Genomic DNA, 21,538 nt, shown 5'->3' on the forward strand with positions numbered 1-21,538 from the left:
TCCTACACCGAACTGCCCTCCTCCAACCCCGCGGTCCTCGCCTTCCTGCGCGAGTACGAGGACGACCTGGTGCTCTGCGTCCACAACTTCTCCCGCTTCTCCCAGCCCACCGAACTCGACCTGAGCGAGTTCGACGGACGCCATCCGGTCGAGCTGTTCGGCGGGGTGCGCTTCCCGGCCATCGGCGAACTGCCGTACCTGCTGACCCTCGGGGGCCACGGCTTCTACTGGTTCCGGCTCACCCGAGTCGCATCCCGCATCGGCCGACGACTGTGAGCGTGTGCCGGCGAGAGGAGGCGTCACCATGACGAAGACCGCATTCCTGCTCCCGCGGAGCGCGCCCGCCGAACACATGGGGTCGCTCACCGGGCTGCTGCGCGAGTGGCTGCCGGGGCAGCGCTGGTTCGCCGGCAAGGACCGGCCCGTCACCGACCTCGGAGTGCTGTCGATGACGGAGCTGTTCCCGGGCTGCCTGCACGTGCTGGTCCACGCCGGCCACGGAGGCGTGCCCGCTCCCGGGGGGAACCCCCCGGCCGGCGACTGCTACCAGCTCCTCCTCGGCGTACGGGAGAACCCCTCGCCGCGCCTCGGCAGGGCGCTCATCGGACGGGTGCGGGACGGGCGGCTGGCCGGGACGACGGTCTACGACGCCCTCCACGACCCGCGCGCGGCCCAGCTGCTCCTGGAGCGGCTGCGCCACCCCGGTACCGCGGGCCCGCTGCGCTTCGAGAGCGACGCGTCCCAGCAGGTGCCCGCCGGACTGGTGCCGCGGCTGCTGGACGCCGAGCAGTCCAACTCCTCGCTGGTGTACGGCGACGAGTACATCCTGAAGGTCTTCCGGCGCATCCAGCCCGGGGTCAACCCCGACCTGGAGGTGCCGGGCGCGCTGGCCCGCCAGGGCTGCCACCGCGTCCCCGCGCCGGTGGCCTGGTTCCGCACCACGCACCCCTTCAAGGCGACGCTGGGCGTGCTCCAGCCGTACCTGCGCGACGCCTCCGACGGCTGGACGCTGGCCCTGGACGCGCTCGCCTCCGGTGACGACTTCACCGCGCAGGCGCGCGCGCTGGGCCGGGCCACGGCGGACGTGCACCTGGCGCTGGCCTCGGCCTTCCCGGTGGGCGCGCCCGGGGAGAACGGGCGGACGGCCGCGGGGATGACCGAGCGGCTGACGGCCGCGGCGCACTGCGTCCCCGCGCTCCAGCCCTTCGTGCCGGGACTGCGTGCCGCCTTCGCCGCGCTGACCACCTGCGATCCCGGGCCGCCCGCCCAGCGCATCCACGGCGACCTGCACCTGGGCCAGGTGCTGCGGGCCGGGCGCGAGTGGTTCGTCATCGACTTCGAGGGCGAGCCGTCCCGGCCGCTGACCGAACGGCGCAGCGCCCACTCCCCCGTGCGGGACATCGCCGGGATGCTGCGCTCCTTCGACTACGCCGCCCGGCAGCGCCGCCCCTGGCGCCCGGAGTGGGCGCGCCGCTGCCGGGAGGCCTACTGCGCGGGCTACGCGGCCCGCGCCGGCTGGGACCCGCGCAAGAAGCACGGCCTGCTCCGCGCCTACGAGACCGACCGGGCCGTGTACGAGGTGCTGTACGAGGCCCGGCACCGACCCGACTGGCTGCCCGTACCCATGGCGGCGATCGAGCGCCTCGCCGTGAGAGGAGACTGAAGCCGTGGCCCTGCGTGACACCCCGCTTCCCGAACCGGCCGGGCCCGCCCCGTCCGCCCCCGCGGCCCGCGAGGCCGCACCCCCCCTCGACCCGACCGACCGGGGACGCCTGCTGGCCGGCGCCCACCACGATCCGCACGCGCTGCTCGGCGCCCACCCGGTGCCGGGCGGGATCGCCTTCCGGGCGCTGCGCCCCTTCGCGCGCGAGGTGAGCGTGGTCGTCGGCGGCGAGCGCACCCCGCTCGTCTCGGAGGGCGACGGCCTGTTCTCCGGCGTGCTGCCGCTGGACGCGATCCCCGCGTACACGCTGACGGTGGCCTACGGGGATGACGCGGCCGTGGAGACGCACGACCCGTACCGGTTCCTGCCCGCGCTCGGCGAGCTCGACCTGCACCTGATCGGCGAGGGCCGGCACGAGGAGCTGTGGACGGCGCTCGGCGCGCACCCCATGACCCACCAGGGCGTGGCCGGCACCCGCTTCACGGTGTGGGCGCCGAACGCGCAGGGCGTGCGGCTCGCCGCGGACTTCACCCACTGGGACGGCACGGCGTTCCCGATGCGGTCGCTGGGCTCGTCCGGGGTGTGGGAGCTGTTCCTGCCGGGCGTCGGCGAGGGCACCCGCTACAAGTTCGAGATCCACTCCCGGTACGGCCACCGGTTCCTCAAGGCCGACCCGATGGCCCGCCGCGCGGAGGAGCCGCCGAACACGGCGTCCGTCGTGACGGCCTCGCACTACGAGTGGGGCGACGCCGAGTGGCTCCGGCGCCGGGCCGAGGTGCCCGTGCACGAGGCGCCGTTCTCGGTGTACGAGGTGCACCTGCCGTCCTGGCGGCCCGGACTGACCTACCGCGAACTGGCCGAGGTGCTGCCCGCCTACGTCAGTGACCTCGGCTTCACCCACGTGGAGCTGATGCCGGTCGCCGAGCACCCCTTCGGCCCGTCCTGGGGCTACCAGGTCACCGGCTTCTACGCGCCGACCGCGCGGCTCGGCTCGCCCGACGACTTCAGGTACCTGATCGACGCGCTGCACCGGGCCGGCATCGGTGTGATCATGGACTGGGTGCCGGCGCACTTCCCGAAGGACGACTGGGCGCTGGCCCGGTTCGACGGGGACCCGCTGTACGAACCCGGGGACTCCCGGCGCGCGGAGCACCCGGACTGGGGGACGTACACCTTCGACTTCGCCCGCACCGAGGTGCGCAACTTCCTGGTCGCGAACGCCGTGTACTGGTGCGAGGAGTTCCACATCGACGGCCTGCGGGTGGACGCGGTCGCCTCCATGCTCTACCTGGACTACTCGCGCGAGGACGGCGGGTGGGAGCCCAACGCGTACGGCGGGCGGGAGGACCTGGCGGCGGTGGCGTTCCTGCAGGAGATGAACGCGACCGTCTACCGGCGCTGCCCCGGCGTGGTGACGATCGCGGAGGAGTCGACGGCGTGGGGCGGGGTGACCCGGCCCACCGACACCGGCGGCCTCGGGTTCGGCCTGAAGTGGAACATGGGCTGGATGCACGACACGCTGGAGTACGTCTCCCACGAGCCGGTCCACCGCAAGTACCACCACCACGAGATGACCTTCGCGATGGTGTACGCCTACAGCGAGAACTACGTGCTGCCGATCTCCCACGACGAGGTGGTGCACGGCAAGCAGGCGCTGGTGTCGAAGATGCCCGGCGACTGGTGGCAGCGGCGCGCGAACGTCCGCGCCTACCTCGGCTTCATGTGGGCCCACCCCGGCAAGCAGCTGCTCTTCATGGGGCAGGAGTTCGCGCAGGGCGCCGAGTGGTCCGAGAAGCAGGGACCGGAGTGGTGGCTGCTCGACGACGGGTACCACTCCGCGGGCGACCACCGCGGGGTGCGGGACCTGGTCCGCGACCTCAATGCGCGCTACCGGGCGACCCCGGCGCTGTGGCAGCGCGACACCGATCCGTCCGGCTTCCGCTGGGTCGAGGTGGACGCCGCCGACGACAACGTCTTCGCCTTCCTGCGGTTCGACGCCGGGGGCCGGCCGCTGCTGGCGGTGTCGAACTTCTCCCCCGTGGTCCGGCACGACCACCGGCTCGGCGTCGGCGACGACGTGGTCGCCTGGCAGGAGGTCCTGAACACCGACGCCGCCCGCTACGGCGGCGGGGACGTCGTGAACCCGGACCCGGTCAAGCCCGAGGACGGCTGCCTCCGGCTCACGCTGCCGCCGCTCGCGACGGTGTGGCTGGTGCCGACCGCTCTGTGAGGCCCGGCGACGCCGCCAGGTGTCCGACGTCCCGAGCGGGGCATCCGGGGTCGTACGACCGAGGGCTTCTCGGCGTCGTCGCGGCAGGTCACAGAAAGGCGGCACCACGTGCGCACCGTCGGAGTGGAGGAGGAGCTCCTCCTGGTCGATCCGGAGACGGGTGAACCGCGGGCGATGTCCGCGGCGGTGCTCGCCCGCGCCGAGCGGGACGGCGCGGAGCGGGACGTCTTCGAGAAGGAACTGCACGAGCAGATGCTGGAGTTCGCCACGCATCCGCAGTCCTCGATGGAGAGCCTGCACGCGGAGATCGTCCGCTGTCGCAAGGAGGCGGCGGGGCACGCGGAGGAGATCGGCTGCACCGTCGCCGCGCTCGCCACCTCGCCGCTGCCGGTCAGCCCGTCCATCGGTGTCAGCCGGCGGTACCGGTGGATGGAGGAGCAGTACGGCATCGCCACCCGGGAGCAGCTCGTCCTGGGCTGCCACGTCCACGTCTCCGTCGAGTCCGACGAGGAGGGCGTCGGCGTCGTGGACCGGCTGCGGCCCTGGCTGTCGGTGCTGGCGGCGCTCAGCGCGAACTCGCCGTTCTGGCAGGGCAGGGACTCGGGGTACAGCAGTTACCGCAGCCGGGTCTGGCAGCGCTGGCCGTCGGCCGGTCCGACGGAGATCTTCGGCTCGGCCGAGCGGTACCACCGGCAGGTCGCCGACATGGTGGCCACCGGCGCCATCCTGGACGAGGCCATGGTCTACTTCGACGCGCGGCTGTCCCAGCGGTACCCCACGGTGGAGATCCGCGTCTCCGACGTCTGTCTGCACGCGGAGACCGCGGGGCTGATCGCCACCCTCGCCCGCGGGCTCGTGGAGACCGCCGCACGCGAGTGGAGGGCCGGCCGGGAGCCGCTCGACCCCGGTGTCAGCCTGCTCCGGCTGGCCGCGTGGCAGGCGGCCCGGTCGGGGCTGACGGGCGAGCTGCTGCATCCCGGGACCATGCACCGCATGCCCGCCGAGGCGGTCGTGCGGGCCCTGCTCGACCATGTCGCCGAGGCGCTGGAGGACGCCGGGGACCTCGAACGGGCCCGGGAGGGGTGTGCCGGGCTGCTGCGCGACGGCAACGGGGCACGGGTGCAGCGCGAGCTGCTGCGACGCACCGGAAGCCTGCGGGACGTCGTCACGGAGTGCGTGCGGCACACCCAGGGGTGAGGCGTCCCCGCGGGCCGTCCGGTTCTCGGGGAGGGGGTCCTGCCGGCGGGTTCCCCCGGGGCCGGGTTCCCGGCGGGCGGGTTCCCGGCGCGGGTCCGGCGGGTTCTCAGAGGATGAGCACGAGGGCGTAGGCGAGGAAGAAGGCCGCGATCAGCGCCACGAGGACGAGGATCAGGGTCAGGGGCGCCTTGGCCCAGCCCTTGGGCGGGTTGTGCGTCTCCTGGGGACCGGCCTCGGGCATGCTGCTCTCCGCGGGCGGGGTCTCGCCCGGGGGGACGCCGCCGCCCGGTTCGAGGCCGGTGGTGCGTTCCGGTTCGGGGTCTGGATTGACGTGGCTCATGCCGTCCGGGTCCCCGATCCCGCCGAGATCATCGGTGTGGGAACAGTTGTCGTGATCCCGGCCCCGGGGCGCTTCGGCTCGGCTACATTCAGGCACCGCCGATGACGGTGCTCGTCGGCCGAGTCACACCCCGTACACGTCAGGAGCAGTGCATGCGCGACCTCGCTCTCGCTCCCCCGTCCGCCCCGCCCCTGACCGGGGGCCTCGCCGACAGCCTGTTCGAGACGGCGGCCGAGAACCCCACCCTGCCGATGCTCGCCCGCCGCGCGTCCACGGCCTCCTCCACCTGGGAGGAGATCACCGCGGTGGAGTTCCGCGACGCGGTCGTCGATCTGGCCAAGGGGCTGATCGCGTCGGGGATCTCGCCCGGCCAACGGGTGGCGATCATGGCGCGCACCCGGTACGAGTGGACCGTCCTGTGCCACGCGCTGTGGACCGTGGGCGCCGAGGTCGTCCCGATCTACCCGACCTCCTCGCGCGACCAGGTGGAGTGGATCCTGCGGGACTCCGGGTGTGTGGCCGTGCTGGTCGAGGACGAGCAGGGCGTGATGACCGTGGGGTCCGTGTGTGCCTCGCTGCCGCTGCTGCGGCACGTCTGGCAGCTGGACGCGGGCGCGCTGGACCAGCTGGTGGCGCGCGGCGAGTACATTCCGCTGGCCACGGTCGACTCGATGCGCCGCATCGTGCTGCCGGACTCCACGGCCGTCATCGCCTACACCTCCGGCACCTCGGGTCACCCCACGGGCTGTGCCCTGAGCCACCGCAACCTGGCCTTCCCCTGCGACACGCTGCTGGCGGGCTGGGGGCACACGGCGGCACCGCCCGGGGAGCAGGGCGCCGTCCTCGCCTTCCTCCCCTTCTCCCACGTCTACGGCCTGATGATCCAGGGGCTGTGCGTGCGCGGCGGCCTGCTGATGGGGCACGAACCCGATCTCGGCGGGGAGTCCCTGTCCTCGGCCCTGCGCACCTTCCGGCCCACCTACCTGTACGCCGTCCCGTCGCTGCTGGAGAAGATCTACAAGAACTTCCTGCGCACGGCGCAGCAGGCGGGCCGCGGCACCCTGTTCGAGCGGGCCGCCGACACCGCACGGGACTTCGCCGCCGCACTGGAGCGGCACAGGCTGGGCCGCGGCCCGGGGCCGGGCCTCGATCTGCGGTTGCAGCACGCCCTGTACGAGCGCACGGTCTACCGCAGGCTGCGGGCCGCGCTGGGCGGCCGGGTGCGCCGGGCCACCTCCGGCGGTTCGCCGCTCAGCCGCGACCTCTCCCTCTTCTACGAGGGGATCGGCATCTACGTCCACGACGGCTACGGGCTCACCGAGACCGGCGGCGGGGTGACGATGCAGCCGTTCGGCCGGGAGAAGTCCGGCACCGTCGGGCAGGCGCTGCCGGGCGCCGAGATCCGGGTGGCCGACGACGGGGAGATCCTGGTGCGCGGGCCGTCCGTGTTCCAGGGGTACGTGGGCGACGAGACCGCCACCCGGGCCGCGCTGAGCGGCGGCTGGCTGGCCACCGGCGACCTCGGCCGGCTGGACGCCGAGGGCTACCTCACGATCACCGGCCGCAAGAAGGACACCATCGTCACCAGCAGCGGCAAGAGCGTGGCGCCGGCGGCGCTGGAGCAGCGGCTGCGGATGCACCCGCTCGTCCACCAGGCCGTCGTCGTGGGCGACAACCGGCCCTGTGTGGGTGCCCTGATCACCCTGGACCCGGAGTTCCTGACCCACTGGCGGGCGGCCCTGTCCCTGCCGGGCGACGCGCCGACCCGGGAGGCCCGGGAGGAGAACGCGCTGCGCGAGGAGATCGCGCGGGCGGTCGCCGCGGCCAACAGCAGTGTGTCGCGCTCGGAATCGATCCGGGTGTTCCGGGTGCTGCCGGAACCCTTCGACGTGACCAACGGGTTGCTCACGCCGTCGATGAAGCTGCGCCGGGACGAGATAGTGCGGCACTACGCGCTGGAGATCGACGCGATGTACCAGTCGCGTTCGCGTCCGCGGCGGACGCCGGACCACGAGGAGACGACGGGCTGGGACGACTCGGACAACGTGTTCCGCTGAGCGCCCGGCCCGCGAGGGGGTGCCCACCGGTGAGCCCGGTGGGCACCCCCCTCGTGCGTCCGGGACCGACGGCGTGTCCGGGGCCGACGGCGCACCGCGCGATCGCGGTCGCCCCGTTCCGTGCTCCGCGGCACCGGGTGACGTGTTTGTCACCGGCAGCTCACGGGCATGCGGGCGCGTAGGCTCCGCCAGCACGGGAACCCACAGACCGGAGATGCAGAGAAAGCAGGACTACCGCCCCGCGATGCCGGGGCCTGGAAGGCGAGATGGCAACCGAGCCGCATGGGGACAGGACACTGGCTGCCGAGGAGATCACGAGCCGCATCGCCAGCTTCCCCGGGGAGCTGCACGACGTCACGGACGCGCGCATGGTCGCGGAGGAGTTCCTCTTCGACCTGGCCCGCGTGTCGGCGCCGGCGGCCCCGGAGCACTGGGACGACATACTCCTGGTCGTCACGGAACTGGCAGCCAACGCGGTCCAGTACGCACCGGGACCCTTCCAGCTGCGGCTGCGCAGGACGTTCGACGGTGTGCACGTCGTGATGCACGACACGAGCACCACCGAGCCCGCCCCGCGGCCCTTCCAGCCGAGCCGCGGCGGGGGCGGCATCGGCTGGCACCTGATCCACACGTTGTGCGATCAGGTCAGTGTGGTCAGCGACGACCACGGCAAGGACATCCACGTCTTCCTGCCCTGGTGACCCCGGCCCGGCGGCACGGCACTCACCCGGTGGGGGTCTCACGCGGCGGCAGCCGGTGGTAGTAGTCGCCGACCCTGCCGAGGTACGCGGGGTCCATGGTCTCGCTGTCGGTCCGGAACCGGGGCGCGCCCTTCACCTCGGCCCTGCTGCACGACACCGCTATCCTCCGCTCCCCGGTGTCGATGCCCTCGACGACGCCCACCGGCACCAGGACGCTGCGGCCGAACACCCAGACGCCGGTGTCGACGACGAGATGCCGCATGCCGTGGTGGTCGGCCTGCCGGTCCACGTGGCCGATGGTGCCGTCGTTCGCGACGACGGTGTAGCCCGTCAGGTCCCGCTCCTGAACGTCGCTCAGGTCCGGCGCGTACGACCAGATGCTGTCGATGGGCACGCTGCTCCTTGCCTCCCCGATGAGTGCGGACACCCGGAGCGGGCGGCGGGTCCTGCGTGTGGTCGGCCGTCCGGCTCCACAGCAGCAAATACCCGGCCAGCGCGGGCGCATTCGGAGGGCGCGGGCCCAAAACCGCGCGCCGGCGGTCCCGCGTCGCCGCACCCCTCCCGGACCGGTCGCCTCCCGCGCGGAGAGCCGTCCCCCGGCCGGGAACCCGGCCGGAACCCTCGGTCGGACACCCTTGATCGAAATCCGGCCGGGTACCCCCGCACAACCGGGTCATGCGCGGTTCTCACGATTTTTTCCGGCCGGTTCCCGGGGCGGTCGCCACGCTTTGTCCCCTGCCCGGGAACTGGGTTAGCCTTCGGCGTATTTCTCATCACGCAGATCCGTGAACAGCGGAAACGCACACTTATTGGCCGGGCCGGGGACGGTTCGGAAGGGGTCTCGAGTTCTCGGTGCCGAGAGCTCATGGGGAGCGGAACGAGGGTGCGCATGACCGGCAAGAGCGCCGAGGGGACCGATGCGGTGCCGCGGGACCAGGAACTGAAACAACTCCTGGCGGGGCTGACGGCCGTACGGGACGGTGACTTCGGCACCCGGCTGCCGGACGACGCGGACGGCCTCATGGGGGACATCGCCAAGGTCTTCAACGGCATGGTGGACCAGCTGTCGGTGTTCACCTCCGAGGTGACGCGCGTGGCCCGCGAGGTCGGCACCGAGGGGGCGCTGGGCGGGCAGGCCCAGGTCCCCGGCGTCTCGGGCACCTGGGCCGACCTGACGGACTCGGTGAACGCCATGGCGGGCAACCTCACCGCGCAGGTCCGCAACGTCGCCCAGGTGACGACGGCCGTCGCCAAGGGCGACCTGTCCCAGAAGATCACCGTCGACGCGCGCGGCGAGATCCTCGAGCTCAAGAACACCATCAACACGATGGTCGACCAGCTCTCCGCCTTCGCCGACGAGGTCACCCGCGTCGCCCGCGAGGTCGGCACCGAGGGACGCCTCGGCGGACAGGCCGACGTGCAGGGCGTGAAGGGGACCTGGCGCGACCTCACCGACTCGGTGAACTTCATGGCGGGCAACCTCACCGGTCAGGTCCGCAACATCGCGCTGGTGGCGACGGCCGTCGCCAAGGGCGACCTGTCCCAGAAGATCACCGTCGACGCGCGCGGCGAGATCCTCGAGCTCAAGAACACCATCAACACGATGGTCGACCAGCTCTCCGCCTTCGCCGACGAGGTCACCCGCGTCGCCCGCGAGGTCGGCACCGAGGGACGCCTCGGCGGACAGGCCCAGGTGCGCGGCGTCTCCGGCACCTGGAAGGACCTCACGGACAACGTCAACGTGATGGCGTCCAACCTGACCGGCCAGGTCCGCTCCATCGCCCAGGTCGCGTCCGCCGTGGGCCGGGGCGACCTGTCGCAGCGGATCAGGGTGGAGGCCGCGGGCGAGGTCGCCGCGCTGGCCGACGTCATCAACACCATGGTCGACACGCTGTCGGCCTTCGCCGACGAGGTCACCCGCGTCGCCCGCGAGGTCGGCACCGAGGGACGCCTCGGCGGACAGGCCCGCGTGCCGAACGTCGCCGGCACCTGGAAGGACCTCACCGACAACGTCAACTCCATGGCCAACAACCTCACCGGCCAGGTGCGCAACATCGCGCTGGTGACGACCGCGGTGGCCCGGGGCGACCTGTCGAAGAAGATCGACGTCGACGCGCGCGGCGAGATCCTGGAGCTGAAGACGACCATCAACACGATGGTCGACCAGCTCTCCGCCTTCGCCGACGAGGTCACCCGCGTCGCCCGCGAGGTCGGCACCGAGGGACGCCTCGGCGGACAGGCCGAGGTGGAGGGCGTCTCGGGCACCTGGAAGCGGCTGACGGAGAACGTCAACGAGCTGGCCGGGAACCTCACCCGGCAGGTGCGGGCCATCGCGGAGGTCGCGAGCGCCGTCGCCGAGGGCGATCTGACGCGCTCGATCACCGTGGAGGCCTCCGGTGAGGTCGCCGAGCTCAAGGACAACATCAACTCGATGGTGGAGTCCCTGCGCGAGACCACCCGGGCCAACCAGGAGCAGGACTGGCTCAAGACCAACCTCGCCCGCGTCTCCGGCCTGATGCAGGGGCACCGCGACCTGCCGGTGGTCGCCGAGCTGATCATGGACGAGCTGGTGCCGCTGGTGTCGGCCCAGTACGGTGCCTTCTACCTCGCGGAGGACGGCGACGACGGCCCCGAGCTGCGGCTCGTCGGCTCCTACGGCTACCCCGACGACGAGACCCGGCCCACCCGGATCCCCTTCGGCCGCACCCTGGTCGGCCAGGCCGCCCGCAGCCGCCGCACCATCACGGTGGACGAGCTGCCGCCGGACTACGTGACCATCTCCTCGGGGCTCGGCCAGGTGGTGCCGACCGCGCTGGTGCTGCTGCCCATCGTGGTCGAGGGCCAGGTCCTCGGCGTCATCGAACTGGCGTCGGTGACCCCGTTCACCCAGATCCACCACGACTTCCTGGCCCAGCTGATGGAGACCGTCGGCGTCAACGTCAACACCATCGTGGCCAACGCCCGCACCGACGAGCTGCTGGCCGAGTCGCAGCGGCTGACCGCCGAACTCCAGGAACGCTCGGCGGAGTTGCAGTCGCAGCAGGAGGAACTCCAGCACTCCAACGCCGAGCTGGAGGAGAAGGCCGCGCTGCTGGCGACGCAGAACCGGGACATCGAGGCGAAGAACCTCCAGATCGAGCAGGCCCGGCAGGAGCTGGAGGCACGGGCCCAGCAGCTGTCGCTGGCCTCGAAGTACAAGTCGGAGTTCCTGGCGAACATGAGCCACGAGCTGCGCACCCCGCTGAACAGCCTGCTGATCCTGGCCCAGCTGCTCGCCCAGAACCCCTCGCGCAACCTCAGCCCGAAGCAGGTCGAGTACGCGCAGATCATCCACTCCGCGGGCTCGGACCTGCTGCAGCTGATCAACGACATCCTCGACCTGTCCAAGGTCGAGGCCGGGAAGATGGACGTCAGCCCCGAGCGGGTGACGCTGCGCCAGCTCATCGAGTACGTCGAGGCCACCTTCCGGCCCATGACGATGCAGAAGAGCCTGGACTTCACGGTGACCACGGCTCCCGGCGCACCGGCCGACCTGCTCACCGACGACTCCCGGCTGCGGCAGGTGCTGCGCAACCTGCTGTCCAACGCGGTCAAGTTCACCGAGCGGGGCAGCGTGGAGCTGCGCATCGAACCCGCGGCGGCCGACGAGGTGCCCGACGGCGTGGTGCGGGGCGGCTCCGTGGTGGCCTTCCGGGTGAAGGACACCGGTGTCGGCATCCAGGAACAGCACCTGGAGACGATCTTCGGCGCCTTCCAGCAGGCGGACGGCACGACCAGCCGCAAGTACGGGGGCACGGGGCTCGGCCTGTCCATCACCCGGGAGATCGCGCACCTGCTCGGCGGTGCGGTCACCGTGGACAGCGTCGCGGGCCAGGGCAGCACGTTCACGCTGTTCCTGCCCGTGGCCCGGCCGGACTTCGAGGCGCTGCTGCGGCCCGCCGCGCAGGCGGACCGCGGCCCGGCCGAGGACGCCGCGGACGCACCGGCCCGGCAACAGCCGGCGATCGAGGCGGGGACCGGCGCGGGACGGCGGCCGCGGCGGCTGCTCGTCGTGGAGGAGCGACCCCGGGGTCTGCTGACCCTGGTCGCGGAGAGCGTGGTCCAGGACGTCACGCACGGCGGGGGCGACGGCACCTCGCGGCCCCTGGTCGACATCATCACCGCCGTCGGCGCCCAGGAGGCGGCCGGTGCGCTGGCCGCCGAGCCGTGCCACTGCGTGGTGCTGGAACTCGGCATGGCGCAGGAGGAGGTCACCCGCTTCCTGGAGGCGCTGCGGGGGGATTCCGCCCTGACGAGCGTGCCGGTGCTGGTGCACAGCGGTCACCGGGCCGACGCGGCGGTGGAGGAGGCCCTGCGGTCCCGCGCCGAGGGCACGGCGCTGGAGTTCCTGTCCAGCCTCGACGAGCTGCGCGAACGCATCGCCCTGCACCTCTCCGCCGAGGAGCCCGGCGACGTCCTGTCCCTGGTGCGTCCGGACGAGGCGCAGCGTCCGGCCCCGCCGGCCGTCGTGGACGGCTCGTTCTCCGGCCGCACGATCCTCGTCGTCGACGACGACGCACGCAACCTCTTCGCGCTCAGCGGGATCCTGGAGCTGCACGGCTTCCGCGTCCTGCACGCGGAGAACGGCCGCAAGGGCATCGAGCGGCTCGTGGACAACCCGGACGTGGCGCTCGTGCTGATGGACGTGATGATGCCCGAGCTGGACGGCTACGCCGCCACCGCCGAGATCCGCGCCATGCCGCAGTACGCCGAGCTGCCCATCATCGCGGTCACCGCGAAGGCGATGCCCGGGGACCGGGAGAAGAGCCTCGCCTCGGGGGCCAGTGACTACGTCACCAAGCCGGTGGACACCCAGGACCTGATCGCCTGCGTCCGGCGCTGGCTGCCCGCATGACCCGCGCGACGACGCGCCGCGTCCCGCACACCGGCGGGACCGGCGCCCCGCCCCGCCTCCCCTTCCGCGCCCCAGGGCCCCGCCGCCGAGGAGCATCCGCACCGTGAGCATCAGCGAGCACCCGCCCGAACCGCAGTCCGGTGCCCCCGGACTCGGACCCGGCCGTCCCGCGTCCGCCGGCGCGCCGGTGCCGGCGGCCGGGCCCGCCCTCTCCCCGTCCCCCGCGGACGTCCCGTCGGCCGGGCCCGCCGGCGTGTCCGCCGACTCGCCCGTGGGCCGGCTCGCGGCCACCGTGGACCGGCTCAGCCGCGAGGTGCGCGCCGCCCAGGCCGAGGCCGAGGGGCGCGCCCTGATCGAACTCGCCAAGGGCATCCTCGTCGAGCGCCTGGGATGCGGCCCCTCCCAGGCCGCCCGTCAGCTCGCCGAGCTGACCGAACAGGCCGGGACGACCCCGCTGGAGTTCGCGGTCGAGGTCATCAACCAGGCCGCCCGGGACCGGATGTCCGAGGTGACGGACGCCTTCCTGGCCGCCACCCGGGCCGCCGACGACGCGCAGGCCGAGGCGGCCGCCGTGCGGCTGCGCGCGGCCGAGAGCGGGGCGCTGGCGGCGGACGACACCCAGGCGGTCGCCGAGTCGCTGCTCGAGCAGGCGCTGCGCCCGCTCGGTGCGACGGCGGTGGCCATCTGGGCGGCCGGCGCCGACGGGTCGCTCACGCTGGCGGGCAGCGCCGGGTTCTCCCCGGCCGAGGCGGCGCGCTGGTGCTACGTCCCGCCGGACGTGGCGACGGTCGCCCGCCGCGGGCTCATGGAACGCGACGGTCTGTGGATCACGTCGCTGGCCGACACGGGACTGCCCAGCGTCGGCCGGCCCCACCACCCGGACGGGGGCAGGGCGGCCCTGCCCGCCGGCGTCGGGGGACGCGTGCACGGCGTGCTGGAGATCGTCTGGCCGTCGCCGCTGCCCGAGCAGCCGCCGCAGATCGTCCGCCAGGTGGAGGCCCTGGCCGAGCTGTGCGCCCACACACTGGAGACGTACACGGCGCCGAGCGGACCGCCGCACCGGCCGCGGATGCTGCCGGACGCCGCGGAGCTGATGGACCTGGCCGACGGGCTGCACGACCCGGCGCTGGTCCTCCTGCCGCACCTGGACGCCTCCGGGAACCTGGTGGACTTCCGCATCCAGCACGTCAACGGCCGCTTCCTGGACCCGGCGGGCCGGCCGCGCGCCATGGTCAGCGGCGCCCTCCTCCTGGAGGCCTACCCGATGGCCGTCGGGGAGGGCGAGCTGTTCCAGCGGATCGAGCGGGTCTACGCCACGGGCGAGCCGTTCCGGGCCCGGCGCATGAACCTGACGGCGCTCGTCGGCCAGGTGCCGCTGTCGGCGGTCGCGGACATCAGCGTCAGCCGGCACGGCTCCGGCATCCTGTTCATCTGGCGCATCGAGGACGAGGCGGCCCGGCTGGCGAGCCTGCTCCAGCACGCCCAGCGGCTCGGCCGGATCGGCGGTTTCGAGGAGAACCTGCTCACCGGGGAGATCACCTGGAACGGGCAGCTGTTCGACCTGTACGGGCGCCCGCGGTCGAGTCCGCCCGTGCCGCTGGAGAACCTGCCCGCGCACGCCCACCCGGACGACGCCGTCACCATCGGCCGGTTCCTGCGCACCCTGCTGCACCGCCGGCGCCCCGCCTCGGCGGCCTTCCGGCTGCAGCGGCCCGACGGGGTGACCCGGCACATCCGGGTCGTCGCCGAACCGGTCCTGGACACCGACGACCGGCTGCTCACCGTCCGCGGCGCCTACCAGGACATCTCGGCGCAGCACTGGACGGAGGTGGCTCTGGCCGCCACCCGCGACCAGCTCGCGCACACCGAGCAGCAGGCCAGCGAACGCGACCGGCTGGCGCTGCAGTTGCAGCGCGCCATCATGCCGCCCGCCCAGGCGCCGTTGCAGGTGCCCGGTCTCGACGTGGCCGTCCGCTACCGCCCCGCGGAGACCGAGCAGTTGGTGGGCGGCGACTGGTACGACGCCGTGGTGCTGCCGTCCCGGCTGGTGCTGCTGTGCGTCGGCGACGTCGCCGGTCACGGCATAGAGGCGGCGACCAGCATGGTCGTCCTGCGCAACGCGCTGCGCGGTCTCGCCGTCACCGGTGCGGGCCCCGGGCAGCTGCTGTCGTGGCTGAACATCGTGGCGCACCATCTGACGGGCGCGGTCACCGCCACCGCGGTCTGCGGCCTGTACGACCCGGCCTCGCGCACGCTGCGATGGGCCAGGGCGGGCCATCTGCCGCCCGTGCTGGTGCGCGGCGCCGAGGCCGCTCCGCTGCCGCTGGTGCGCGGGCTGCTGCTCGGTGCCGTGCCCGATGCCTCGTACGAGGAGGCGGAGGTCCAACTGGCCCCGGAGGACAACCTGTTGATGTACACGGACGGTCTGATCGAGCGCCGGGACCTCAGCGTCGAGGAGTCCCTGACCCACCTGCTCACCACCGCCTCCACGGCCCTGGGCACGCTCGACCAGCGGCTGGACCGGCTGCTGACGTACAGCAGGTCGGACACGGACGACGACACCTGCATCGTGGGCATCCGGGTCGGGTGAGGCGGAGGGACGGGCGCCGGCGGCGGCCGAGGCATGGCACGGCGATTCGGGGGTACGCGCGGCTGCGCGGTGAGAGTCGACCGGCAGGCCGGCAGGTGAGACCGACAGGTGAGGGGGTGTCCGGCAGGTGAGGAAGCACAGGCCGCCGCCCCCGAGAGCGTGATCACCCCGTGCGTCCGGACCGGCGTGCGTCGACATCCCCGTAGGGGTAACCAGCCCTGGCCGTCGTTTGTTGGAGGTACTCGTGCCCATTGCCCAGAACCCTCTGTCCGTCGAGGTGACGCTTCCCCGGGAGGACGTGGCCCTGCTCACGGTGGAGGGGTACTTGGACGTCGACACCGCGACCGAGTTCCAGCACCACCTGGCGAACCAGCTCCATCACGGCCGGCGGCACTTCCTGCTCGACCTGTCCGCGGTCCCCTTCATGGACTCGTCCGGCATGAACATCATCCTCCGCGTCTACCAGGAGGCCCGCGAGCTGCCGGGGAGCGTGCACATCATCTCCCCCACGTCCGCGGTCCGCCGCATCCTGGACCTGACCGGCGTGAGCATCACGGTCCCGGTCTCCGAGAGCGTCGACGAGGCGCTGGGGCGCGTCGACCGGCTGCCGCGCGCCCTGGAGGAGGAAGGGGAACCCGAGGGCTGAACGGCGTACGCGCAAGGCCACCACGTCCCCGCGTCGGGCTCCGACGGGGGGACGAACGCGTGTGCGGGACACGGTGCCGTACGAGGTCGGGGCGTCGTTAGAGTGGTCTTCCGGCAGGCCCGATCGCCGTCTCGTCGCCCCGAACGGGCCCGACGCGCAACGAGGATGAGGAGAACGACAGGTGCCGGAGCACGAAGCGGGCGGAACGCTCGGAACGTCGACGCTCGAGGTGAGGGACTTCCTGCGCCGCCGACGTGAGCAGATCGCCCAGCGGTGGGCGGACGAGCCCCTGTTCCGTACGGTGTTCACCGTCTCACGCGACGAGGCGGTGGAGGCGGGCAAGGCGGTCGTCGACGCGCTGGCCCAGGTAGCCGACTCGCAGCGGGTCGAGGACCCGGACGCCGCGGGCTTCACGGGCGTGCGCGAGCAGCTGGCGCGGATGGGCGCGGCCCGCTCCCGCGCCGGGCTGTCGGCCACGCAGATGTCGAGCGAGCTGGCGGCACTGTGGCCGCCGGTGGAGAACCTCCTGGTCGCCGATCTGGACCAGGCGCCGCCCGAGGAACTGCGGGAGTGCTCGACCACGCTCAGCGTCCTCATGGGCACGCTGCGGCTGGTGGCCATGCAGACGGCGCTCAGCGAGGGGCAGGCCCTCATCGACCGGCAGCGCCTGCAGCTGCTGGAGGTGGCCACGCCGGTGATCAAGCTCTGGGACGGCATCGTGGCGGTCCCGCTGATCGGGACGCTCGACAGCGCCCGCAGCCAGGTGGTGATGGAGACGCTGCTGAACGCGGTCGTCGACCAGCACGCCCGGTTCGCGATCCTCGACATCACCGGTGTGCCGACCGTCGACTCCCTGGTGGCGCAGCACCTGATGAAGACGGTCGCCGCGGCCCGGCTGATGGGCGCGGAGTGCGTGGTGTCCGGCATCCGTCCGGCGATCGCGCAGACCATCGTGCACCTGGGTCTGGACCTCGGCACGGTGAAGACCCGCGCCTCCCTCGCCGACGCGCTCGGGTACTGCCTGCACGAGCTGGGGGCGAACATCGTGAACGCGACGCCCGACGGTGCGGGCCGCCGGTGAGCGAGGGGTTCTCCCGCCCGGTCGCGGGACACGTGCCGGTCCTCAGGCTCGGCGACGTTCTGCTGGTCACCCTCCAGGGGGACCTGCACGACAGCACGGCGCAGCAGCTCCAGCAGGACCTGTCCGAGACCATCGCCCACAGCCGGGTCACGGGTGTGGTCATCGACATCTCCGGAGTGGAGATCGTCGACTCCTTCCTCGGGCGTGTGCTGGCCGAGATCGCGGCCCAGGCCGAGCTGCTGGCCGCGCGGACCGTGGTGGCCGGCATGCGGCCCGCGGTCGCCATCACGCTGGTGGAGCTCGGTCTGACGCTGCCGGGGCTGCGGACCGCGCTCACCACCGAGGCGGCGATGGAGCTCCTCGCGCAGCCCATCGTGTCGTCCCGCTCCGGCGGCCTGCGCCAGGGGAGTCCGTGATGCACACTGCCGCGGGCGTCGAGGCCTGCCTGCCCATCCGGTCGGACATGGATCTGGTGTGGGTGCGCCAGCACGTGCGGCAGGCCGCCGCCCGGCTCGGCTTCGGTCTGGTGGACCAGACGAAGCTGGTGACCGCCGCCAGCGAGCTGGCGCGCAACACCCTGGTGCACGGCGGGGGCGGTCAGCTGGAGGTGTCGCTCGTCACCGCCGACGGCGTCAGCGGACTGCGGCTGGCCTTCAGCGACTCCGGACCGGGCATCCCCGACCTGGAGCGCGCGCTCAGCGACGGCTACACCTCGGGCGACGGGCTGGGCATGGGACTGGGCGGCGCACGGCGCCTGGTGCACGACTTCGAGGTGGAGAGCGTTCCCGGGTCGGGGACCACGGTGCGGGTGACGTCCTGGGTGGGCCGGCCGCCGCGTCCGCGCGAGGAGGTGTGATGCCCCGCGTCTGGGACGTCCCGGTGCAGGACTCGACCCGGGTGCGCGACGTCCGGGTCGCGGCGGAGGAGGCGGCGGCCCTGGCGGGGCTCGACGCGTCGCGCACCGCCACCGTGTCGCTGGTGGCGACCGAGCTGGCCACCAACCTCCTCAAGCACGCGCAGGCCGGCGAGGTCCTCGTCGACGTCGTGGACCCGCCCGTCCCGCGGGAGGGCCGGCCGGAGCGGGTCGTGCAGATCACCGCGGTCGACCACGGCCCGGGGATCGCCGACGTGGCCGCCGCGCTGCGGGACGGGTTCACCACGGCCCGTTCGCTCGGCGCGGGCCTGGGCACCTGCCGGCGCCTCGCCGACGACTTCGACCTGCACAGCGTGCTCGGCCGGGGCACGGTGGCGGTGGCCCGCGTGGGCGCCGCCGCCGACGGCGTGCCGTCCGGCGACGGCCCCCCGAAGGCGCCCGGCGTGCGCGCCGGTGGCGTCAACGTCCCGTTCGCCGGCGCGGACTTCTCGGGGGACGCCTGGGCCTGGGTCAGGTCCGGCGACCGTCTGACCCTGATGCTGGCGGACGGGCTGGGCCACGGCGGCGAGGCCGCCCGCGCCTCGACGGCCGCGGTCGAGGCCCTGCGCCGACGGCCCGGGCTGTCGCCCGCCGAGGCGCTGACGGAGATCCACGGAGCACTGGCCGGTACCCGGGGCGCGGCCGTCGCCGTGGCCCAGCTGGACCTGTGGGCCGGCCGGCTGCGGTTCGCGGGCATCGGCAACGTGGGGGCCCGGCTGCGCGAGGGTGACCGCTGGCGGTCGCTGCTGTCCCGGCCCGGCATCGTCGGCGTGCACCGGCCCCGCACCCTGCGCGAGGACGACGTCGCCTGGTCCGGGGAGAGCCTGCTGATCCTGCACACCGACGGCCTGCCCAGCCGCTGGAACCCGTCCGCGGACACCGGGGTGCCGTCGGCCGACCCGGCCGTGACGGCCGCCGTGACGATCCGGGACGCCGGAAGCCCCGCGCGCCCGGTGCGGGACGACACCGCCGTGGCCGTGCTGGCCCCCACCCCGGCGGACCGCTCATGACACACGCATGGCAGATCAGCACCGTCACCGACGCGGCACGCGCCCGTATCGCCGTCGCGCGGCTGGCCGCGGAGTGCGGGGTGCCCACCGTCGAGCGCGCCCGGCTGACCGCTGCGCTCAGCGGCCGGCTGCGGCAGTGCCTCACCAAGGGCGGCACCTGGGTGCTCACCCTGGACGCGTCCGGCTCCCCGGCCGGGGAGGGGACGCTGCACGCCGTGCTGACGCCCTCGCCCGGCGCGGGGGCCGCCGACCGGACGCCGTGGACGGTGACCGTCCCCTGCCCCGAGCCGGTCCGGGCGTCCGGCGGCGCCGCGGTGGCCGAGGATCCGGCCGACCTGTCCGAGGCGCTGCTGGGCGCCGACGAGGACACCGCCGTCGTGCTGGACAAGCTCACCGAGCAGGAGGAACTGGTCGCCTTCCACCGGGAGGAGCTGCACCAGACCAACCAGGGCGTGCTGGCGCTGCACGCCGAACTGGACGCGGCGGGGCGCGCGCAGCGCGAGGCGTTCGCCGCCGAGCGGCGCGCGCGCAACGAGGCGGAGGAGGCCCGCAACAGGCTGACGTTCCTGGCGGACGCGAGCCCGGTGCTGAACGCCTCGCTGAACCACGACGAGATCGTGCGCCGGCTGCCGGAGCTGCTGGTGCCCCGGTACGCCCGCAGCGCCGACGTGTGGCTGTTCGACGACGGGGACGACCGGCACCGGTCCGCGCACCACCCGGCCGCGGCGGTCCGCGCGGCCCGCACCGGGCGGCCGCAGTACGCCGCCGACCACCCCGGCGGCCTGCCCGGCGTCGACGACCGGCCGCCGTCGGCCCTGGATCCCGAGAGGCCCCTGCTCTGCATCCCGCTGCTGACCCGCCGTGCGCCGCTGGGCGTGCTGACCCTGTCGCCCCCCGGTGAGCGCTGGGACCCGGACGACGCCGTGATGCTGATCGAGTTCGCCCGGCGGGCCGGCATCGCCATCGACAACGCCCGCCGCTTCGAGCACAACCGGGACATCGCCGAGACGCTGCAGCGCGCCCTGCTCACGGACCTTCCGGTCACGCCGCGGCTGAGCCTGGCCGCACGCTACCTGCCGGCCACGCACGGGCTGAACATCGGCGGCGACTGGTACGACGCGTTCCGTCAGCGGGACGGCAGCCTGATCACCGTGATCGGTGACGTGACCGGGCACGGGCTGCACGCGGCGGTGATGATGAGCCAGCTGCGCACCGCGCTGCGCGCCTACGCGGTCGACGGCGGCAGCCCCGGCCGGCTGCTGACCCGGCTGCACGGGTTCCTGCACCACCTGCAGCCCGATCTGTACGCCACCGCCGTCATCGCCCGGTTCCACCCGGACGAGCCCACGCTGACGTGGGCCGCCGCGGGCCATCCGCCGCCGGTGCTGCGGCTGCCCGACGGGCGGGTGCGCACGCTGGACGCCAAGCCGGGCGCGATGCTCGGCATACCGCTGAAGCAGGAGATCGCGGACCACACCGAGCGGCTGACGCCGGGCTCGACGCTCGCGCTCTACACGGACGGGCTGGTCGAGCGGCGGGCCCGGGGCATCGACCCGGGCATCGAGCGGCTCGCGGCGGCCCTCGGTTCGTTCGGTCCCGAGGAGCTGGACGCGGACCTGGAGGGCTCGGCGGACCGGATCCTCCGTCCCCTGCTGAGCGACTCCGAGCGCGACGACGACGTCTGCCTGCTGCTGTGCCACCTGCACGGCTGAACCCGAGGCGCTGACCGGGGCACTGCCCCGGAACACCGACGGCGGCCGGTCGTCCGGCGGCGGCCGGGCGCACGGCGTGTGCGGCCGGCCACCGGGTCTCCGTCCGCCGTGCCGCACCCTGCGGCGGGCCCGGCGGCCCCTGCCCCGGGCCCGCCGGCACGGGCTCCCGGGGTCCAGGAGCGCCGGGCGGGACCGAACCGGTGCGGAACGGACCGGCGGAGTCCCTGCGGGACGGCCGGGCCGCCGCGGCCCGTGGCGGCCGCCGCGCCCGTCATCGCCCGGGGCACGGCACCGCGGTGGGCGCACAGCGGCCACCGGACCGTCCGTGGCACAGGCCCGAGGTGCCGGCGCGGGGGCCGGCGGCGGGGTGTTCTCCGAGGTCGCGACCGGACCGTGCACCGCCGGACCGCCGCACGCCCCCGCCCACTTCCCGGTGCGGTCCGGCGCGTGTACGGGCATCGTGGTGCCGAAGAGGGGCACGCGAGAGGTGCGGGCGTTCGACGC

The 21,538-nt window shown here is 73.6% G+C and carries 16 protein-coding genes; 14 read left to right on the forward strand and 2 right to left on the reverse strand.

Annotation, left to right across the window (positions count from 1 at the left end):
• The 4 genes from FHS37_RS17595 to FHS37_RS17610 form a co-directional block, all read left to right on the forward strand.
• A partial coding sequence (locus FHS37_RS17595; RefSeq protein WP_245005554.1) for an alpha-glucosidase C-terminal domain-containing protein occupies nt 1–276 on the forward strand: 276 nt, incomplete at its 5' end.
• A gap of 28 nt (nt 277–304) precedes the next feature.
• Nucleotides 305–1,663 carry a maltokinase N-terminal cap-like domain-containing protein gene (locus FHS37_RS17600; protein ID WP_184822213.1) on the forward strand — a complete coding sequence of 453 codons (1,359 nt, stop codon included), beginning with the start codon at nt 305–307 and terminating at the stop codon, nt 1,661–1,663.
• A gap of 4 nt (nt 1,664–1,667) precedes the next feature.
• A complete protein-coding gene (gene glgB, locus FHS37_RS17605; protein WP_184822215.1) occupies nt 1,668–3,893 on the forward strand; it encodes a 1,4-alpha-glucan branching enzyme in 2,226 nt (741 codons plus the stop codon).
• Nucleotides 3,894–4,001: 108 nt separating this feature from the next.
• Nucleotides 4,002–5,090 (forward strand): glutamate--cysteine ligase 2, encoded by a 1,089-nt coding sequence (locus FHS37_RS17610; RefSeq protein WP_184822217.1) that lies wholly within the window; start codon nt 4,002–4,004, stop codon nt 5,088–5,090.
• Nucleotides 5,091–5,196: 106 nt separating this feature from the next.
• Here FHS37_RS17610 and FHS37_RS17615 read toward each other — a convergent pair whose 3' ends face one another.
• Entirely contained in the window at nt 5,197–5,430 is a 234-nt protein-coding gene (locus FHS37_RS17615; RefSeq protein ID WP_184822219.1) for a DUF6480 family protein, read from the reverse strand.
• A gap of 152 nt (nt 5,431–5,582) precedes the next feature.
• Here FHS37_RS17615 and FHS37_RS17620 point away from each other — a divergent pair, with 152 nt between their 5' ends.
• Together FHS37_RS17620 and FHS37_RS17625 are read left to right on the forward strand one after the other, a co-directional pair.
• Nucleotides 5,583–7,487, forward strand: coding sequence for an AMP-dependent synthetase/ligase (locus FHS37_RS17620; RefSeq protein WP_184822221.1), 1,905 nt, complete (start codon nt 5,583–5,585; stop codon nt 7,485–7,487).
• A gap of 266 nt (nt 7,488–7,753) precedes the next feature.
• Nucleotides 7,754–8,188, forward strand: coding sequence for an ATP-binding protein (locus tag FHS37_RS17625; RefSeq protein WP_184822222.1), 435 nt, complete (start codon nt 7,754–7,756; stop codon nt 8,186–8,188).
• A 22-nt stretch (nt 8,189–8,210) separates the two neighbouring features.
• Here FHS37_RS17625 and FHS37_RS17630 read toward each other — a convergent pair whose 3' ends face one another.
• Nucleotides 8,211–8,582, reverse strand: a complete 372-nt coding sequence (locus FHS37_RS17630) for a PRC-barrel domain-containing protein (RefSeq protein WP_184822225.1) — start codon at nt 8,580–8,582, stop codon at nt 8,211–8,213.
• Between the two features lie 495 nt (nt 8,583–9,077).
• Here FHS37_RS17630 and FHS37_RS17635 point away from each other — a divergent pair, with 495 nt between their 5' ends.
• The 8 genes from FHS37_RS17635 to FHS37_RS17670 all read left to right on the forward strand — a co-directional run bounded on the left by FHS37_RS17635 (nt 9,078) and on the right by FHS37_RS17670 (nt 21,034).
• Nucleotides 9,078–13,082 carry a HAMP domain-containing protein gene (locus FHS37_RS17635; RefSeq protein WP_184822227.1) on the forward strand — a complete coding sequence of 1,335 codons (4,005 nt, stop codon included), beginning with the start codon at nt 9,078–9,080 and terminating at the stop codon, nt 13,080–13,082.
• Between the two features lie 103 nt (nt 13,083–13,185).
• A complete protein-coding gene (locus FHS37_RS17640; RefSeq protein ID WP_184822229.1) occupies nt 13,186–15,672 on the forward strand; it encodes a SpoIIE family protein phosphatase in 2,487 nt (828 codons plus the stop codon).
• A gap of 244 nt (nt 15,673–15,916) precedes the next feature.
• Nucleotides 15,917–16,318 carry an STAS domain-containing protein gene (locus tag FHS37_RS17645; protein ID WP_184822231.1) on the forward strand — a complete coding sequence of 134 codons (402 nt, stop codon included), beginning with the start codon at nt 15,917–15,919 and terminating at the stop codon, nt 16,316–16,318.
• A gap of 181 nt (nt 16,319–16,499) precedes the next feature.
• On the forward strand, nt 16,500–17,399 hold the full coding sequence (locus FHS37_RS17650; RefSeq protein ID WP_184822233.1) for an STAS domain-containing protein: 900 nt from the start codon (nt 16,500–16,502) through the stop codon (nt 17,397–17,399).
• Complete coding sequence (locus FHS37_RS17655; protein ID WP_184822235.1) at nt 17,396–17,815, forward strand: STAS domain-containing protein; 420 nt, start codon at nt 17,396–17,398, stop codon at nt 17,813–17,815. Before FHS37_RS17650 ends, FHS37_RS17655 begins: the two co-directional genes overlap by 4 nt.
• Nucleotides 17,815–18,255 (forward strand): anti-sigma regulatory factor, encoded by a 441-nt coding sequence (locus tag FHS37_RS17660; protein WP_184822237.1) that lies wholly within the window; start codon nt 17,815–17,817, stop codon nt 18,253–18,255. The genes FHS37_RS17655 and FHS37_RS17660 overlap by 1 nt, the downstream gene beginning before the upstream one ends.
• The gene (locus FHS37_RS17665; protein WP_184822239.1) at nt 18,255–19,322 is read left to right on the forward strand and encodes a SpoIIE family protein phosphatase; all 1,068 of its coding nucleotides are present in this window, start codon (nt 18,255–18,257) and stop codon (nt 19,320–19,322) included. Before FHS37_RS17660 ends, FHS37_RS17665 begins: the two co-directional genes overlap by 1 nt.
• On the forward strand, nt 19,319–21,034 hold the full coding sequence (locus FHS37_RS17670) for a PP2C family protein-serine/threonine phosphatase (RefSeq protein WP_184822241.1): 1,716 nt from the start codon (nt 19,319–19,321) through the stop codon (nt 21,032–21,034). The genes FHS37_RS17665 and FHS37_RS17670 overlap by 4 nt, the downstream gene beginning before the upstream one ends.
• Nucleotides 21,035–21,538: the final 504 nt, after the last annotated feature.

Origin of the sequence: Streptomyces griseomycini (assembly GCF_014203535.1) — a bacterium.
Lineage (GTDB): Bacteria > Actinomycetota > Actinomycetes > Streptomycetales > Streptomycetaceae > Streptomyces > Streptomyces griseomycini.

Coding starts and splice junctions, on each gene's coding strand:
- FHS37_RS17660 (WP_184822237.1), top strand. CDS start 17,815: ATGCACACTGCCGCGGGCGTCGAGGCCTGCCTGCCCATCCGGTCGGAC.
- FHS37_RS17665 (WP_184822239.1), top strand. CDS start 18,255: ATGCCCCGCGTCTGGGACGTCCCGGTGCAGGACTCGACCCGGGTGCGC.
- FHS37_RS17600 (WP_184822213.1), top strand. CDS start 305: ATGACGAAGACCGCATTCCTGCTCCCGCGGAGCGCGCCCGCCGAACAC.
- FHS37_RS17670 (WP_184822241.1), top strand. CDS start 19,319: ATGACACACGCATGGCAGATCAGCACCGTCACCGACGCGGCACGCGCC.
- FHS37_RS17615 (WP_184822219.1), bottom strand. CDS start 5,430: ATGAGCCACGTCAATCCAGACCCCGAACCGGAACGCACCACCGGCCTC.
- FHS37_RS17625 (WP_184822222.1), top strand. CDS start 7,754: ATGGCAACCGAGCCGCATGGGGACAGGACACTGGCTGCCGAGGAGATC.
- FHS37_RS17620 (WP_184822221.1), top strand. CDS start 5,583: ATGCGCGACCTCGCTCTCGCTCCCCCGTCCGCCCCGCCCCTGACCGGG.
- FHS37_RS17635 (WP_184822227.1), top strand. CDS start 9,078: ATGACCGGCAAGAGCGCCGAGGGGACCGATGCGGTGCCGCGGGACCAG.